The 16,954-nt window shown below is 45.0% G+C and carries 11 protein-coding genes; 3 read left to right on the forward strand and 8 right to left on the reverse strand.

What is annotated here, in order from left to right:
• The first annotated feature begins 249 nt into the window (after positions 1-249).
• A complete protein-coding gene (locus tag L884_RS0113130; protein WP_028767935.1) occupies positions 250-1,605 on the forward strand; it encodes a sodium-dependent transporter in 1,356 nt (451 codons plus the stop codon).
• A 177-nt stretch (positions 1,606-1,782) separates the two neighbouring features.
• Positions 1,783-3,765, forward strand: coding sequence for a TonB-dependent copper receptor (locus L884_RS0113135; RefSeq protein WP_037410915.1), 1,983 nt, complete (start codon positions 1,783-1,785; stop codon positions 3,763-3,765).
• 77 nt (positions 3,766-3,842) lie between these two features.
• On the opposite strand, the gene L884_RS0113140 is transcribed toward L884_RS0113135, so the two are convergent.
• From L884_RS0113140 to ilvC, 7 genes are all read right to left on the reverse strand, one after another.
• Positions 3,843-4,979 carry a pyridoxal-phosphate-dependent aminotransferase family protein gene (locus tag L884_RS0113140; protein WP_028767937.1) on the reverse strand — a complete coding sequence of 379 codons (1,137 nt, stop codon included), beginning with the start codon at positions 4,977-4,979 and terminating at the stop codon, positions 3,843-3,845.
• Between the two features lie 285 nt (positions 4,980-5,264).
• Positions 5,265-6,815: a threonine ammonia-lyase, biosynthetic gene (gene ilvA, locus L884_RS0113145; RefSeq protein WP_028767938.1), complete on the reverse strand. Its 1,551-nt coding sequence runs from the start codon at positions 6,813-6,815 to the stop codon at positions 5,265-5,267.
• Positions 6,816-6,843: 28 nt separating this feature from the next.
• Positions 6,844-8,691: a dihydroxy-acid dehydratase gene (gene ilvD, locus L884_RS0113150; RefSeq protein WP_028767939.1), complete on the reverse strand. Its 1,848-nt coding sequence runs from the start codon at positions 8,689-8,691 to the stop codon at positions 6,844-6,846.
• 136 nt (positions 8,692-8,827) lie between these two features.
• Positions 8,828-9,751, reverse strand: coding sequence for a branched-chain amino acid transaminase (locus tag L884_RS0113155; protein WP_028767940.1), 924 nt, complete (start codon positions 9,749-9,751; stop codon positions 8,828-8,830).
• A gap of 4 nt (positions 9,752-9,755) precedes the next feature.
• Positions 9,756-10,022, reverse strand: coding sequence for an acetolactate synthase 2 small subunit (gene ilvM, locus L884_RS0113160; protein ID WP_028767941.1), 267 nt, complete (start codon positions 10,020-10,022; stop codon positions 9,756-9,758).
• Positions 10,023-10,122: 100 nt separating this feature from the next.
• Positions 10,123-11,802: an acetolactate synthase 2 catalytic subunit gene (gene ilvG, locus L884_RS0113165; protein ID WP_028767942.1), complete on the reverse strand. Its 1,680-nt coding sequence runs from the start codon at positions 11,800-11,802 to the stop codon at positions 10,123-10,125.
• A 557-nt stretch (positions 11,803-12,359) separates the two neighbouring features.
• Positions 12,360-13,841, reverse strand: a complete 1,482-nt coding sequence (ilvC, locus tag L884_RS0113170) for a ketol-acid reductoisomerase (RefSeq protein ID WP_028767943.1) — start codon at positions 13,839-13,841, stop codon at positions 12,360-12,362.
• 173 nt (positions 13,842-14,014) lie between these two features.
• Between ilvC and ilvY the strand changes: the two genes are divergently transcribed.
• Positions 14,015-14,887: an HTH-type transcriptional activator IlvY gene (ilvY, locus tag L884_RS0113175; protein ID WP_028767944.1), complete on the forward strand. Its 873-nt coding sequence runs from the start codon at positions 14,015-14,017 to the stop codon at positions 14,885-14,887.
• Here ilvY and L884_RS0113180 read toward each other — a convergent pair whose 3' ends face one another.
• The gene (locus tag L884_RS0113180; protein ID WP_028767945.1) at positions 14,888-15,823 is read right to left on the reverse strand and encodes a LysR family transcriptional regulator; all 936 of its coding nucleotides are present in this window, start codon (positions 15,821-15,823) and stop codon (positions 14,888-14,890) included.
• Positions 15,824-16,954 lie beyond the last annotated feature (1,131 nt).

Genomic DNA, 16,954 nt, shown 5'->3' on the forward strand with positions numbered 1-16,954 from the left:
ATTCGCTCGCACTTTTGTCTTTAAATCAACAATGATTTTATTGCGCATAGCCTCGCACAAAATAAGCTTGACGCACAAAAATATCAACTAAAAGCAATCTAACGAACTTTTAAATTAATTTTTACACCAAACACGACAAGGTATAGCTTAATAGTATTTTTTTGCGAAACTTTAAAGCGTTGACCTATAAATTTAAAGCTCTAATATGCGCGCTCTTAGTTGATCAAGATCATTAGAAAGAGAGCTTCAATGAGTACGGTAAAACAAGGGCACTTTAGCTCAAAAATAGGCTTTATCATGGCCGCGGCAGGCTCTGCTGTTGGTGTAGGTAATATTTGGGGATTCCCAACTCAAGCAGCCACACATGGCGGCGGTGCTTTCTTATTGGTTTATTTGTTTCTGATCTTAGTACTCGGCTACCCAATGTTAATGGCTGAACTCATGATTGGTCGCCACGGCCAAACCAACCCTGCAGATGCCATGGCTAAAGTCGCCAATACACCGCTGAGCAAAAAAATTGGTAAGACTATTGGCTTTATCTCGATTATCACAGCTACGTTGATCTGTACTTTCTACAGTATTTTATCTGGCTGGTTTGTTAGCTTTGCAATAGCCCCAATCGCCGAAATCAGTGGTCAAACCCAAGCCTCCAATTGGTTAATGGACTTTAGTTTGTCACGTAATCTAGTGTTTACTCTTATCTTTATCGCTATGGTGATTTTAGTGATCCGCCAAGGTGTACAAAAAGGGATCGAGCGCTGGTCTAAACGTTTAATGCCTATGTTATTACTGATCTTAGTCGCTGGTGTGGTGTATATCTTAACTCAACCGGGCGCAATGAAAGGGTTAGAGGTACTACTAATACCTGATTTTTCAAGGGTCTTTGATGCAGATGTATTAATTGGTGCATTAGGGCAAACCTTCTTTTCGTTAACCATAGGAACCGCCGCCATGATGGTCTATGGTGCCTACTTAAGCCAAAAAGAAAACCTAGCGAAGCTAACTGCCTATGTGACATTAACCGATACATCAGTGGCATTTTTAGCAGCATTAATGGTTATTCCAGCCATGTATGTAGCTCAACATAACGGCGTACAGATTTTTGCAGAAGATGGCAGTTTGTTGAATTCTGATACCTTAGTGTTCACCGTACTACCCGCTCTATTCGATACTATTGGTGGAGTGACTCAATATTTGTTAGCGATTGTGTTCTTTATCTTAATGACCATTGCTGGTTTAACTTCGGCAATCTCAATTGTTGAGGTGCCCACCAGCTACCTAGTTGAGAAAACTAACTTAAGCCGCGACAAAGCAACCTTACTTGTAGGCAGCTTAATTGCAGCGCTATCTCTGGTTGTGGTGTTTAATTTCGACAGCCTATTCGGCTTTATGATCACCCTAACTACAGAGCGTGCACAGCCACTAATAGCGCTAGGTATTGCCATCTATTTAGGTTGGGTATGGAACAGAAATCAGCTGATTTCAGCAATTGGCCAGCAAGAGGGTGTGCAAGCTAATAGTCTTTTCTGGAAAGTATGGCCTTGGTATGTCAAATACATCTGTCCACTACTGATCATCATGATTATTGTGCAGCTAATCAGTTAATAGATTAGTTATCATTGTAAGGGCGATAATCTCGCCCTTTTTTATTAACTCACTCGCTTAAAAAGTAAGATGTGTCACACCTACCTGTGACCCTTTGTCGCACCTTGGAATAAATCAGTTTGTTGTATTTATAAAGCCCTGTAAAACAGGCCAAAAATAAATAACGACAGTGATACCATGATGAACAACAAATACTTTTTGACGATCCCTTTCGTCACCTTAGGGCTAATCTCTCTTCCCTGTTTAGCGGACAACGCCCAGCCCGATAAGTCGCAGTCTGTGGAGCGTATTGTGGTCACTGGCGAGTTAATGAAGGAGCCAACAAAAACCTATACCGATCCAAAGAAGCCTCGTTTACCATTACCCGCTTATGATGGCGCTGGATTTTTAAAGACCATTCCGGGATTTAGTATCGGCCGTAAGGGCGGTGCCGGCGGAGACCCAAGCTTGCGTGGCTTAGGTGGCTCAAGACTTAGTATTGTTGATGATGGTCAGCATGTTGCAGGAACCTGTGGTGGTCGTATGGATCCACCAACTGCCTATATTTATCCTGAAGCATACGACAATATCACCGTAATTAAAGGCCCACAAACAGTAAAATATGGTCCAGTTGGCAGCGCGGGCACCGTATTATTTGAAAAGGATCGCCATAGCTTTGATGAACCCGGCCTTGATGGCCGCGCCAGCATGACAGCTGGCAGCTTTGGTCGTACCGACTACTTAGTTGAGCTAAAAGCGGGTGACGAAAAACACTACTTCGATATGGACGTCAACCAATCCTCAAGCGACCATTACAAAGATGGTGACGGCAATAAAGTGCAATCTAGTTACGACCGCTCCAACTACAACTTTGCGCTAGGTTGGACCCCAACTGAACAAACCGTTTTAGAACTAGCCTATGGCAGTTCATCAGGTGAAGCCGAATACGCCGACCGCGCTAATAAAGCACGTGAGATCAGCAATGAAAACTACACCCTATTACTGCAACATGAGTTTGAGAGCGATTGGTTAAATAGTATTGAGTTACAGGCCTACAGCAATGAAAACGACCATGTAATGGATCAATTTGACCAAGGGGTCAATTCAGGCACTAACGTTAGACGAGCAACTCAGGGCGGCCACTTATGGCTCGATCTCAGCTTAGCAAGTGACTGGACATTAACACTCGGTGTCGATCACATGGACAGCACCCATGATGGCCGCAGTATTAACCCCGCTGTAGATAACGGGCTCGACGATCTACTCAATAAGCCGTTCAAAGACAATATGCGCTATCAAACCAGCGGCCTATTTTTTGAATCGACCTATGAATTATCTCGCGGACAGTTGCTTGCAGGCGCACGTTATGATCACTGGAAAACAGAGCTTATGGTTGCGCAAAAAGGTGAGCGCAGTGATGACCTATTCAGTGGTTATGGTCGCTACGAATTATCAACTGGCAATAGCCAATATTACGCAGGTATCGGCCATGCACAACGTATCCCAGATTATTGGGAGATAATGAAAGCTGATGTAAACAACCCAAGCCAAAAAGCCTTCGATTTAGCACCAGAAAAAACGACTCAGCTTGATATTGGCTGGATCTATGAAGCGGATATCGCTATCTCTACCTCGCTATTTTACGGTGAAATTCGTGATTACATCCTCATTGATGCCAATACAGAGAAAACCAGCGCATACAACATTGACGCAACGATTTATGGTGGTGAAGTCGCTGCGACTATTCCGCTAACCGAACACTTTTCTACTCAAACAAGCGTTAGCTATAGCCACGGTGACAACGACACCGCAGGCACACCACTAGGGCAAATTCCACCATTAGAGGGGCGTATTACTTTAGATTACCAATACAACCAATGGACGGCAGGTCTGTTATGGCGCTTAGTCGCAGCTCAAGATAGAGTTGCTATTGGTGAAGGTAATATTTCAGGGCAAGACTTAGCAGAAAGCAGCGGCTTTGGTACGCTTTCATTCAATGCAAGCTGGAAGCACAACGATGCCCTATTGGTAAGCTTCGGTGTTGAAAACCTATTTGATATTACCTATGCCGAGCACATTAGCCGCTCTGGAGCCGGTAATGATATTCCGGGAAGCGAGCCAACATTCCAAGTTAACGAACCTGGTCGCACCGCTTGGGTTAAAGTGGATTACACTTTCTAAACCTTATCTCTTTAACTGAAAAAGTCCGCTCAACTGAGCGGACTTTTTATGCTTCAATCAATAGCGAATTGAGTTGGCTAAGCTAGTACTTCTTCCAGTGCCTTCAAACATAAAGCCACGTTTTCTCTACGAGCACCGTAACCCATCAAGCCGATACGCCAGGCTTTGCCTGCAAGCGCGCCAAGACCTGCACCAATTTCAAGATTATAGTTCTCTAGCAGCTGTTTACGGATCTTTGCATCATCGATTCCGTCCGGAATATACACCGCATTTAGCTGAGGTAAACGATCGGCCTCGGTCACTACAAAACGTAACCCTAAACGCTGTAGACCATGACGCAATACTTGGTGCATATCAGCATGACGCTGCCAAGCAAGCTCTAGCCCTTCAGCAGCTAATAAACGTAGTGATTCATGTAAGGCATACAGCGCATTAACTGGGGCTGTATGATGATAGCTACGCTTACCGTCACTCGATGCATCCCAGTAACCCATTACTAACGTTTGATCTAAAAACCAGCTTTGTACCGGCGTTTGACGTGCTTTTAATTTCGCCACCGCAGCGGGTGAAAATGAAACAGGAGATAAGCCCGGCACACAAGACAAACACTTTTGACTACCTGAATAAATGGCGTCGATGCCCCACTCGTCCACTCTCAGTTCAACGCCACCTAATGAGGTCACCGCATCGACAATAGATAAACAGTCGTGTTGCTTAGCTAATGCGCATAAAGTTTTAGCATCAGATAATGCACCTGTTGAGGTTTCAGCATGCACAAACGCCAAGAATTTTGCATCAGGGTTGGCAACTAATGCGCTCTCGACCAGATCCGCATCAACCGCCTCGCCCCATTCGTTATCAACCACTACCGCAATACCGCCAACACGCTCTACGTTTTGGCGCATACGCTCACCAAACACGCCGTTACGGCAAACAATCACTTTTTCCCCCGGCTCAACTAAATTAACAAAACACGTTTCCATGCCTGCACTGCCCGGAGCAGAGACTGCTAACGTCATCTCGTTTTTAGTTTGAAAAGCATATTGAATCAGCGATTTAAGCTCATCCATCATATCGACAAATAATGGGTCTAAATGGCCGATTGTTGGCTTAGCCTGAGCGGCTAACACTTCAGGGTAAACATCCGATGGCCCCGGCCCCATTAAAATGCGGCGCGGAGGACTAAATGGCTCAATAAAAGGTGCGGGTAACATGATTCTTCCTCTAAAACTTGGCGATCTAATAAGGTTAAGATTTGACTGATGCCATACTGCTAAACTCAACAAGTTGTTTAGCCCCTACATATAGTCAGTCTTTAGTGGAATATTATTGTTCCATCTTTAAAGGGTAAAGCCCTTTAAAGATGACTTTCTGACCATACTACAGAAGAAGCTCCAATACTATCAACCGACTAGCTGATAAATATTCGTTGTTAGTCGCTGTAATAAAAAAGGCAGCGATATATAAAATACCACTGCCTTTTTTGGCGAATTAACGGACTAATTACGATTATCTAAAAACAGTTGGTAAGCAGGACTTTGGGTTTCTTCTTGATATACAAAACCTAATTCAGTTAAAAACTGCTGAAACGGCAAACTATCCGCTTCGGGTACTTCAAACCCCGCCAATACTCTGCCATAAGCCGCGCCATGATTACGATAATGGAATAAACTGATATTCCACTTACTCTGCAATGTAGTTAAAAACTTAAACAGTGCTCCCGGGTGCTCCGGAAACTCAAAACTAAATAAACGTTCCTCTATCGGCTCAGGGGGTTGACCGCCGACCATATAACGCACATGTAGTTTAGCAGTTTCATCACTTGATAAATCCTGAACACCAAAGCCTTCACTCTCCAATTTAGTAATAATCTCATTGAGTTCGTCTTGGCCATTCGACAATCGAATACCTGCAAAGACTACCGCCTTGTCTCGACTACTAAAACGGTAATTAAATTCGGTCATTGCACGCTGCTCAAGTAGCTCACAAAAGCGTAGAAATATTCCCGGGCGCTCAGGCACTTTAACCGCTAAGATAGCTTCTTTTTGCTCACCTAACTCACAACGCTCAGATACATAACGTAAGCTATGAAAATTAACGTTAGCACCGCTTAAAATCGCGCCAAGCTTTTCACCTTTACCTCTAGTACCGATATACTTTTTCAATCCAGCTAACGCCAGCGCCCCCGATGGTTCAGCAATGGCACGCGTATCTTCAAAGATATCTTTCACCGAAGCACAAATTTCATCTGAGCTCACTGTAATGACATCATCCACATACTCACGAGCAAGTCTAAATGGCTCTGCACCAATCTGCTTAACTGCCACACCATCTGCAAACAAACCTACTTGTGGCAAAACCACTCGCTCATCAGCATCGAGCGCCGCCTTTAAACATGCTGAATCTTCAGGTTCAACACCGATGATTTTAACTTGCGGCATCACCGCTTTGTAATAAGCAGCAACTCCCGCAATCAAGCCCCCACCACCAACTGGTACAAATACCACTTCAAGATCTCGCTGCTGTTGCAGCATCTCCTGTGCGACTGTGCCTTGTCCGGCGATAACAGCTTCATCATCAAAGGGCGCCACATAAACTCGACCTTCATCTCGAGCTAAACTTTGAGCATGTGCATTAGCTTGATCAAATGCCTGCCCATGCAGCACCACTTCAGCACCTAAACGCCTAACCGCATCAACTTTAATATCAGGAGTGGTTTCGGGCATCACAATCACCGCACTAATACCGCGAGCCGACGCTGACATAGCCACCCCTTGGGCATGGTTACCAGCAGATGCACACACAACGCCGCAGGCACACTCATCGGCACTGAGCTCTGCGATCTTGTTGTAAGCGCCACGCAGTTTAAAAGAGTGCACCGGCTGCATATCTTCACGCTTTAAAAATACCTGACAACCTAAACGAGCTGACAGTTTATTCATGCTCGAAAGCGGCGTGACTTTAGCGACATCGTAAACCGACGACAGTAAGATTTTCTGTAAATAATAGTGGGCTAAATCCAGTTGCGATTGTGATGCTAAAGCCAACATAAACTACCTCTAAAAGCCGTAAAATCCATTACACCAATTTGCTAGTATCGCGCACCGCACCTTTATCGGCACTGGTCGCAAGTAGCGCATAGGCCTTGAGCGCCAGCGATACTTGTCTGTCACGCCCTAACGGTTTCCAAGCATCTTTACCTAGTGCTTCCATAGCTGTGCGACGAGCTGCTAACTCAACATCGCTGATAGCCAGTTTAATTGAACGCGCAGGGATATCGATTTCAATACGATCACCATTTTGCACTAAGCCAATTGTGCCACCCGCTGCGGCCTCTGGAGAGATATGACCAATTGATAAGCCAGATGTACCGCCGGAGAAACGACCATCAGTGATAAGTGCACATTTAGTGCCTAAGCCACGTGATTTTAAATAGCTAGTTGGATACAACATCTCTTGCATACCGGGGCCACCTTTCGGCCCTTCATAGCGGATCACCACAACATCCCCCTCAACCACTTCGCCACCCAAAATACCAGCTACGGCATCATCTTGGCTTTCGTACACACGCGCACTGCCTATAAAGGTGTGATTCTCGACTTCTACCCCCGCAGTCTTGACGATACAACCATCAACAGCGACATTGCCTGCTAACACTGCTAAACCACCTTCTTGGCTAAAAGCGAATTCACGGCTACGAATGCAGCCCGCTTTACGGTCGTTATCTACACTGTCCCAGCGGCAATCTTGGCTAAAGGCTTTCGTGGTTGGGATCCCTGCAGGACCTGCAGAGTAAAACTTATGTACAGCAGCGTCATCACTCTGGGCAATATCGTATTTAGCCAACACTTCAGCAAGGTTTTTTCCCGCAACGTGATAGGCGTTATTATGCAGTAAGCCAGCTCGGTCTAGTTCGCCTAAAATGCCCATCACTCCGCCAGCGCGATGCACATCTTCCATGTGATACTTTGGTGTTGCTGGTGCGACTTTACAAAGATGAGGTACTAAGCGAGATAAACGATCGATATCCGCCATAGTGAAATCCACTTCAGCCTCTTGCGCTGCCGCAAGTAAGTGCAGCACGGTATTACTAGAACCGCCCATGGCGATATCAAGTGTCATCGCATTTTCAAAAGCATCAAAGTTGGCGATATTACGTGGCAACGCAGATTCATCATTATCACGATAATAGCGCGTCGTTAAATCCATGATGCGACGCCCAGCTTCTAAGAACAGTTCTCGGCGATCAGCGTGAGTCGCAAGCATAGAGCCGTTACCCGGCAATGATAAACCTAGAGCCTCTGTTAAACAGTTCATTGAGTTAGCTGTAAACATGCCCGAACATGAACCACAAGTCGGACAGGCACTACGCTCAATCTTTTCACTATCTTCATCTGATACACGCTCGTCAGCACCTGCGACCATGGCATCAACCAGATCTAACTTAATTAGCTGATCTGATAGCTTAGTCTTACCCGCTTCCATCGGCCCACCAGACACAAAAATCACTGGGATATTCAGGCGTAATGACGCCATCAACATACCAGGAGTGATCTTGTCGCAGTTAGAAATACACACTAAGGCATCGGCGCAATGAGCATTGACCATATATTCAACGCTATCAGCAATGAGTTCGCGTGACGGCAAGCTATACAACATACCGCCGTGTCCCATAGCAATACCGTCGTCGACCGCAATAGTGTTAAACTCTTTAGCGATACCGCCAGCTTCTTGAATCGCGCCAGCAACGAGTGACCCCATATCTTTAAGGTGTACATGACCCGGAACAAACTGAGTAAACGAGTTTGAAATAGCGATAATCGGCTTACCAAAATCATTATCCTTAACGCCTGTTGCACGCCACAATGCGCGTGCGCCAGCCATATTGCGGCCTTCTGTACTGGTTGCTGAACGTAGTTTTGGCATTGCTTTATCCTTGATATCAAATGCGTCATTCATCAATGCATTTATGCTGATTCTTTATTGCCTAATCTAAATCAATTAGACCACTTCAATTTGTATAATCTACTTAATATTTATGCTCTAAAGGGGCTTATGGGTGTTATAACACCTCTAGCCAGCCCCATTTATCTTGGGTTTCTCCGTTAAATAACCCAAAGAAGCGTTGCTGAATTTGTTTGGTGATCTCACCACGCTTGCCGCTGCCGACTTCAATTCTGTCGACACTGCGCACTGGCACAATTTCAGCCGCTGTGCCCGTCATAAAGATCTCATCGGCAAGGTAAAGAAACTCGCGCGACATTGGCTCTTCAACCACTTCATAACCTTGATCCCGTGCCAAGGTAATAATGGTGTCTCGTGTTAGCCCCATCAGAATAGCGGCAGTAGCCGGCGGTGTGTAGATTTTGTTCTTTTTAATCACAAATATATTGGCGCCAGCTGCTTCACTAACAAGACCGTTAGTATCAAGCGCAATACCTTCATCAAAGCCATTGCGCTTAGCTTCTGTCGAAATTTGTAATGAAGAAAGGTAATTACCACCCGCTTTTGCCCCTGTCGGAATGGTATTTGGCGCGAGGCGATTCCATGAGGTTACCGCCACATCAACACCCGCATCCATGCTGTCTTCACCTAAATAAGCTCCCCAAGGAAAAGCAGCAACCATCAAGTCACACTCAGCATCTTTAGGTGGGGTTATCCCCATGCCAACATCACCATAAAATGCCAATGGACGGATATAAGCACTACTTAAGCTATTACCTAATACCGCATCTCGACAGGCCTGCATAACACCATCAAAACTATATGGAATTGGCATGCGATAGATTTTGGCCGAATCAAATAAACGCTGCACATGCTCAGTTAACCTAAATCCTGCTGGGCCATTTGGCGTGTCGTAAACGCGTATACCTTCAAATACCGACGTACCATAATGCAACGCGTGAGACATGACATGAACCTTAGCATCACCCCAAGGCATCATTTCACCATTGAACCAAATTAATTCTGCTGTTTTAGCGGCCATTTTCTCACCCTTTTTGTTTTACTAATGCTGCACTTGGATCGCTGAATAATACGCGGCAGTCGATCACATCAATCAGCTTATTTATTTGATTAGTCAGTAAGCCAATCTCACGCTCACTCTCTACCAACATATCGATGCTGGTGCTGTTATTACTATTCAGCTGCATGCTTAAGTTAGCGATCTTAAAACCACGATGACGAGCGACGCGCAAAACACGCTCTAGCACTTCTGGTCTTTGCTGCACGTTTAACGCTAATGAGTAATTGTTCATATCCTTGCTCTCCACCTTGCTTTGATCTGTTACTTCAATGCTTTTGCTTTAATACTTGTTTCAAGTCCGTCATGCACTAATGCACTTAATTCGATAGCAATTAAGTTTGCTTATCCATCTCTTCCATCATGTCTTGATTCGAGGCTCCCGGCGGTACTAACGGCCATACGTTGTGAGCATCATCAATCGATACATGTAGCAAGAAAGGTCCTTCGCTATTGAGCATTTCATCTAGGCCAGCTTCAACCTCACTTGCTTTAAAAATATTGCGTCCAGGGATCTCAAATGCCGATGCCATTTTGACAAAATCGGGGTTATCTGAAAGGTCGGTTTCGCTATAGCGCTCTTCAAAAAACAGCTGTTGCCATTGCTTGACCATGCCAAGTTTTTGGTTGTCGATAAGCAATATTTTTACAGGCAAGCGTTTACGCTTAATGGTAGTAAGCTCTTGCACATTCATCATAAAAGAGCCATCACCAGACACGGTAACAACCGTTGCGTCTGGGCGAGCAACCTTAGCGCCTATTGCTGCTGGTAAGCCAAAGCCCATAGTGCCTAGACCTGCGCTTGAAAGGTGATCTTCAGGGCGGTTAAAAAACATATGCTGGGCAACCCACATTTGATGCTGGCCAACATCACAGGCGACGACGCTATTTTTAGGCAATTTTTGTGCAAGGCGATTAAGCATCGCGGGCGCATAAATCAGTTCACCAGGTCGGTCGTAACGCCATTGATGCTCTTGCTTCATATGTTCGATCTTCGCTTGCCAAGCGGCAAACTGCTGCCCCATATTCTGACTCAGTGCTGGTAATATCTGCCGCAAATCACCAGCAATAGCGACTTCTGGCAAACGTAATTTACCAAGCTCAGCCGCATCAATATCAAGATGGATCACTTTGGCATTTTCGGCAAAACTGGCTAAGCGCCCGGTGACTCTGTCGTCAAAACGCGCACCAACCACAATTAATAAATCACATTCTTGTACAGCAAGGTTTGCCGCCTTTGAGCCGTGCATGCCCAACATCCCCAGATAGCCCGGCGTGTCAATGGTGATAGAACCTAGGCCTTTTAAGGTCGCAACTGATGGAATACCTGTAACCTTGATAAAATCTCTAAGTTGCTCAACAGCACTTGCCATACCTACGCCACCACCAACATATAACATTGGTTGCTTAGCCTGCTCGATTAACGCTCGCGCATCATTTAATTGCTCGCTGGTATGTTCAGGTTCAGTGCTGATAGCTTGCAAAGGCGTCTTATATTCCAGCATGGCAATTTGCACATCTTTAGGGATATCCACGAGAACTGGACCAGGACGGCCAGACGCTGCAACTTCAAATGCCTTGTAAAGTGTTGGCACTAGCTCATCTACATGACTCACCATAAAGCTATGCTTAGTGCATGATAACGACATACCAAGCACATCGATCTCTTGAAATGCATCAGTACCGATAACCGCAGTGGAAACTTGACCAGTAATGGCAACAACAGGAACAGAATCGAGCAGTGCATCAGCAAGCGATGTTACTAGGTTGGTTGCACCCGGGCCGGATGTCGCAAAACAAACACCGGTCTTGCCACTAGCACGAGCATAACCTACCGCAGCAAAAGCCGCGCCCTGCTCATGTCGACTCAATAAGTGCTCTACCGGGCTGCCGTATAACGCATCGTAAATAGGCATAATTGCACCACCAGGGTAGCCAAATACCGTTGTCACCCCATGGGCAGCAAGCGCTTTAATGACTGCATCAGCACCCCGTATCGTTTGACCTTGCTCCATTTGTGCTGCTCCTTCTTGCCCTTGTTCCATCTATCAGCGCTCCACTACAATTAACTGATTTTTAAGGGCTTAAATACTCAAATTTTTTTGGTATAGCCCTTAAACGAAAAAACCCCCGTTCCTTTCGGAGCGGGGGTTTTTGCAATCTTAAACCTAATTTAGGTATGTCGATTCGATATGCGCAGCCCCCGCTGTGATTTAATAATCACGACGGTAATAATCACAATAATCAGCTGGGCAGCGTGGTTGAACATATTCGACTTGTATCCTAATCAGATTCTTTGCTTAAATTCGGTGTCGTTTAAAACGCGACCATTAACAAGTACCACAAAGCCTATAAAAAACACAATAAAAAATTTGATACATCAATATTAATCATGTTGAGCTAAAGGGAAGTTATTGCTCTGTTCATGAAAAGCTTCATGTTGTGCCTAACCGATTCAGTGTTACTAAGGTATTAATCGTTAATGTTTTATCAAAAATGATGTCTATCTCTAAGCTCATTACAGAGTCAGGAGCAATAGCAAATGTTACTATCAACTCCTGACAAAAAATAATTAGCTTTCTTCAACAATACGCTTCATTTCGGTCATATATCCGCGTAGTTCAGCACCAATCTTTTCAACAGCGGTACCACGAATAGCGGCATTAACCTCAATCAAACGCACATTATCTACACCGTTTCCACTGTCCTGTAGACCGCCACCTAGATACTCGGCAGACATATTCGCCACATAATCACTTAGCAATGGCAGCGCAGCATGGTTAAATAGGTAACAACCGTATTCGGCAGTATCAGAGATAACCACATTCATCTCATACAAGCGCTTACGAGCAATAGTGTTAGCAATAAGCGGTGTCTCATGGAGTGATTCATAATACGCAGATTCTTCAATAATACCTGCGGCAACCATAGTATCGAACGCAAGTTCAACACCGGCTTTAATCATAGCCACTAGGAAGATACCTTTATCAAAATAGGCTTGTTCATCAATATGTTCATCACAGCTTGGTGCATTTTCAAAGCCTGTATCATTAGTTTCACTGCGCCACTTAAGCAGATTAGCGTCATCGTTAGCCCAGTCTTCCATCATGGTTTTAGAAAACTCACCACCGATGATATCGTCCATATGCTTTTCAAACAGCGGCTTGAGGATAACTTTAAGCTCTTCAGCCATATCATAAGCTTTGATCTTGGCAGGGTTCGATAGACGGTCCATCATATGAGTGATGCCACCATGCTTAAGTGCTTCAGTGGTAGTCTCCCAACCTTGCTGGATCAGCTTAGCTGCATAACCCGGCTCCACGCCGTCTGCAACCATCTTCTCATAACCAAGAATTGCACCGGTTTGCAGCATGCCACACAGAATAGTTTGCTCTCCCATTAAGTCAGACTTAACTTCAGCAATAAATGATGAGTGCAATACACCTGCTCTATCACCACCCGTAGCACTAGCATAAGCTTTCGCGATATCAAAACCTTCGCCTTTAGGATCGTTTTCAGGGTGAACCGCAATCAATGTGGGTACGCCAAAGCCACGTTTATATTCTTCACGTACTTCAGTACCCGGACACTTTGGAGCAACCATGATCACCGTGATATCAGGGCGAACTTGCATCCCCTCTTCAACAATATTAAAGCCATGAGAATAAGACAGGGTTGCACCTTGCTTCATCAACGGCATCACAGTGTTAACAGCATTAGTGTGTTGCTTGTCAGGAGTTAAGTTAAGCACAAGATCTGCATCAGGGATCAGCTGCTCAATAGTACCGACACGGAAACCATTACCCGTTGCCTTTTGGTAAGAATCACGCTTTTCCGCAATCGCCTGCTCACGTAATGCAAAAGAGATATTTAGACCTGAGTCACGCATATTCAAACCTTGGTTTAAACCTTGAGCACCACAACCAATAATAACGATGTTCCAGTCTTTAATAAAATTGCAGCCATCACTAAATTCACTGCGATCCATAAAGCGGCATTGTGCCAGCTGCTGTAATTGTTGACGCAAATTCAGAGAGTTAAAATAGTTAGCCATCTGATATACCACCTTGTTTCTGGACATTTAAACGAACGGAGTCTTACGGAACTACGCTGTGATTAAGGTCACTATAGCGCAAGCTTTTAATTGCTTAAAATGATATATTCGGAACTTCATATTGCATTTATTGCAATATAGTCATTATTCAGACAACGCCGCGGAGAATTATCTTGGATATTCGTACTATCAAGCTTTATCTTCACCTTGCTGACAGCTTGCACTTTGCCAGAACCGCACAAGCCATGCATGTTAGCCCTTCAACATTAAGCCGTGCGATGCAAAGGCTTGAAGACGAAGTCGGTGTAAAGCTATTTCAGCGTGATAATCGCAGCGTAACCTTAACCAATGCGGGCATAGAGTATCGCCATTTTGCAGAATTAATGCTTAATGAGTGGGGCAAGCTAAGAACTAAAGTCGATCCAAAACAAGATGTGTTAAGAGGTAGGTTAAATATTTTTTGTTCGGTAACCGCAGCCTATAGCCACCTGCCAGCACTACTAGACAGATTTAGGCGTGAACACCCTTTAGTAGAGATAGCGCTAACAACTGGTGATGCGGCGAATGCCGTTAATGAAGTCATCAACAATCGCGCCGATATTGCGATAGCCGCATTACCCGATCCATTCCCTGATAGCCTGTACTTTACCAAAATAGATGATGTTCCATTATCTATTATTGCCCCAACATTCAGGTGTCAGGTTCAAGAGTTATTGACCGAATCTTATATTCCATGGGATAGGTTGCCCTTTATCGTGCCCGAACATGGCCCAGGTAGAAAGCGAGTTGATAACTGGTTTAAATCATTAGGGTTAATTCCCAATATTTACGCGCAGGTATCCGGGCAGGAAGCCATCGCATCAATGGTTGCACTAGGTTGCGGTGTCAGCATCACCCCAGAAGTGGTGATCAACAACAGTCCGGTAAGAGACAGAATTCAATTACTGACATCACCAATCGAGATCCCACCTTTTGAGCTAGGTTGCTGCTGTAAAGTAAAGCGCCAACAAGAGCCTGTAATCGATGCCTTTTTAAAAGCCATCTAATCAACCTATTTCTGAGAGAGGTTGAACCCCATCTATAATCAAGTTTCTAAGCCAGCTATGGCTAGGATCTAAATTAAAATGCTTGTGCCAAACCAATACATAAGCACCTGGTTCAACCTTTACAGGCACATCGAGACAAACTAAATCGTAGTCTGCAATCATCTTCATCACATATTTACGTGGCGCACATAAGATAAGGTCGCTGTTGCCACATAAATCTAACGCACTATTAAAGTCTGTCATATTTACAGCGATATCGCGCTGCAAGTGCTGCAGCTTCAATACATCATCAAGCAACCAATGCTCTAACCCACCAAAGGCCACCTGTAAATGACGATACTTTAGGAAAGTCTTAAGATCCCAAGGTTCTTTTAATAACGGATGATTACGCCTTACCAAGCAGACAGGATAGTCACGGATCAGCTCACAATAACCAAGCTCTTCAGGTAAATTATTCATGTGCAATAACGAGCGATTATCCCACTCTCGACAGATAATCCCCATATCGATTTCACAGCGCAATAACTTATCCATACTGTCATGAGACCAAGTTTGACTATTCACACTCACTAAAGGCGCATCCTGCAATAACTTAGGCATAAAATAGGGGTAGCTTAAAGAGTAAGCCGTTTCAACAACATGCATCTTAAAGCGTCGCTGACTTTTAGCAGGTTCAAAGGTACTTGGTCGAGTGAACTGATCTAGTTTTTGTAATACCTCTCGTAGTTCAGGAGCTAACTCTAAAGCCCTTGGGGTTGCTTTTAGCCCGTAAGCAGTGCGCTCAAATAGTTGGTCATCAAAGGTATCTCTTAGCTTATTAAGTTGTTTGCTCACAGCGGACTGACTTAAATGCAACCGAGATGCAGCAGCCGTTACACTCTGCTCTTCAAGCAACACCTCTAATACTCTAAGTAAATTAAAATCCAATTGTTTCACGCGCACCTTCTATTCAACACGGCAACAAGATTACATCATAAAGCCTTTATGAATGAGGCAATAACAAAAAACGACATTATTAATAAAGAAGAGGACTGCGCCAACAATGACTCTATCGCAGAAGCAAAAAAGCCCGCTACATCAAAGCGAACTTTCTCGTCAATCTTTAGAGAAAAGTTTGGGCCTGGAAATGGCCGGCTTCGAGCAAGCTCTCCGCGTTTCCCCCTTGCATCAAACTTCGTTTGATAAGCACAAGGGCTTCACCCTACTCCAAATGGGAACTGAACCTCACTGCGTTCGGACTTTTTATTTCCCCATATTCGTTCGGTCATCTCTCGTTATTTAGCGCCTGGAAATGAGCTACTCTCGTAGTTCGCACAGCGACACATGGGGGTGAAAGTGAGGCGCTTTGAATACGCAGTATTCAGACTCGCTTGAACGCGGAGAAGCTTGCCTTCGAAGCCGGAGGCAAGGCACATGGATGTGCCGAATGCCTGAAACGCATGGATGCAGTTTCAGGTCCCGCTCAGCGGCGGGTTGACGTCCGGAGTCGTTCTTTTCGCGTCTGGAAATGGCCAGCTTCGAGCAAGCTCTCCGCGTTCACCCCTTGCATCAAACTTCGTTTGATATGCACAAGGGCTTCACCCTACGACCTCCAAGGATGGCGGAAGTGTCGATATTGTCAGGAACATTTATCGACCTCCACATGGGAACTGAACCTCACTGCGTTCGGCCTTTTTATTTCCCCATGTTCGTTCGGTCATCTTTCGTTATTTAGCGTCTGGAAATGTCCAGCAGCGCTAAAGCTTCGCGCTCATAAACACATCGCTAACGCGATATTCGCCCTACTCGGTTCGCGCAGCGAACACATGGGGGTGAAAGTGAGGCGCTTTGAATACGCAGTATTCAGACTCGCTTGAACGCGGAGAAGCTTGCCTTCGAAGCCGGAGACCCCGCTCAGCGGCGGGGTGACGTCGGGAGTAGGTATTTATGCCTACCTTAAGTGAAGCAGTCACCTTTACCGGTAGCTGTATTCTAGATATGTTAGCGTTCAGTATTTTACAAACGCCCAAACGCAAAAAAGCCACCTTAATAAGGTGGCTTCTTCACTTAATTTAAAGCCTGGAAATG

The sequence above is a fragment of the Shewanella fidelis ATCC BAA-318 genome (genome assembly GCF_000518605.1).
Lineage (GTDB): Bacteria > Pseudomonadota > Gammaproteobacteria > Enterobacterales > Shewanellaceae > Shewanella > Shewanella fidelis.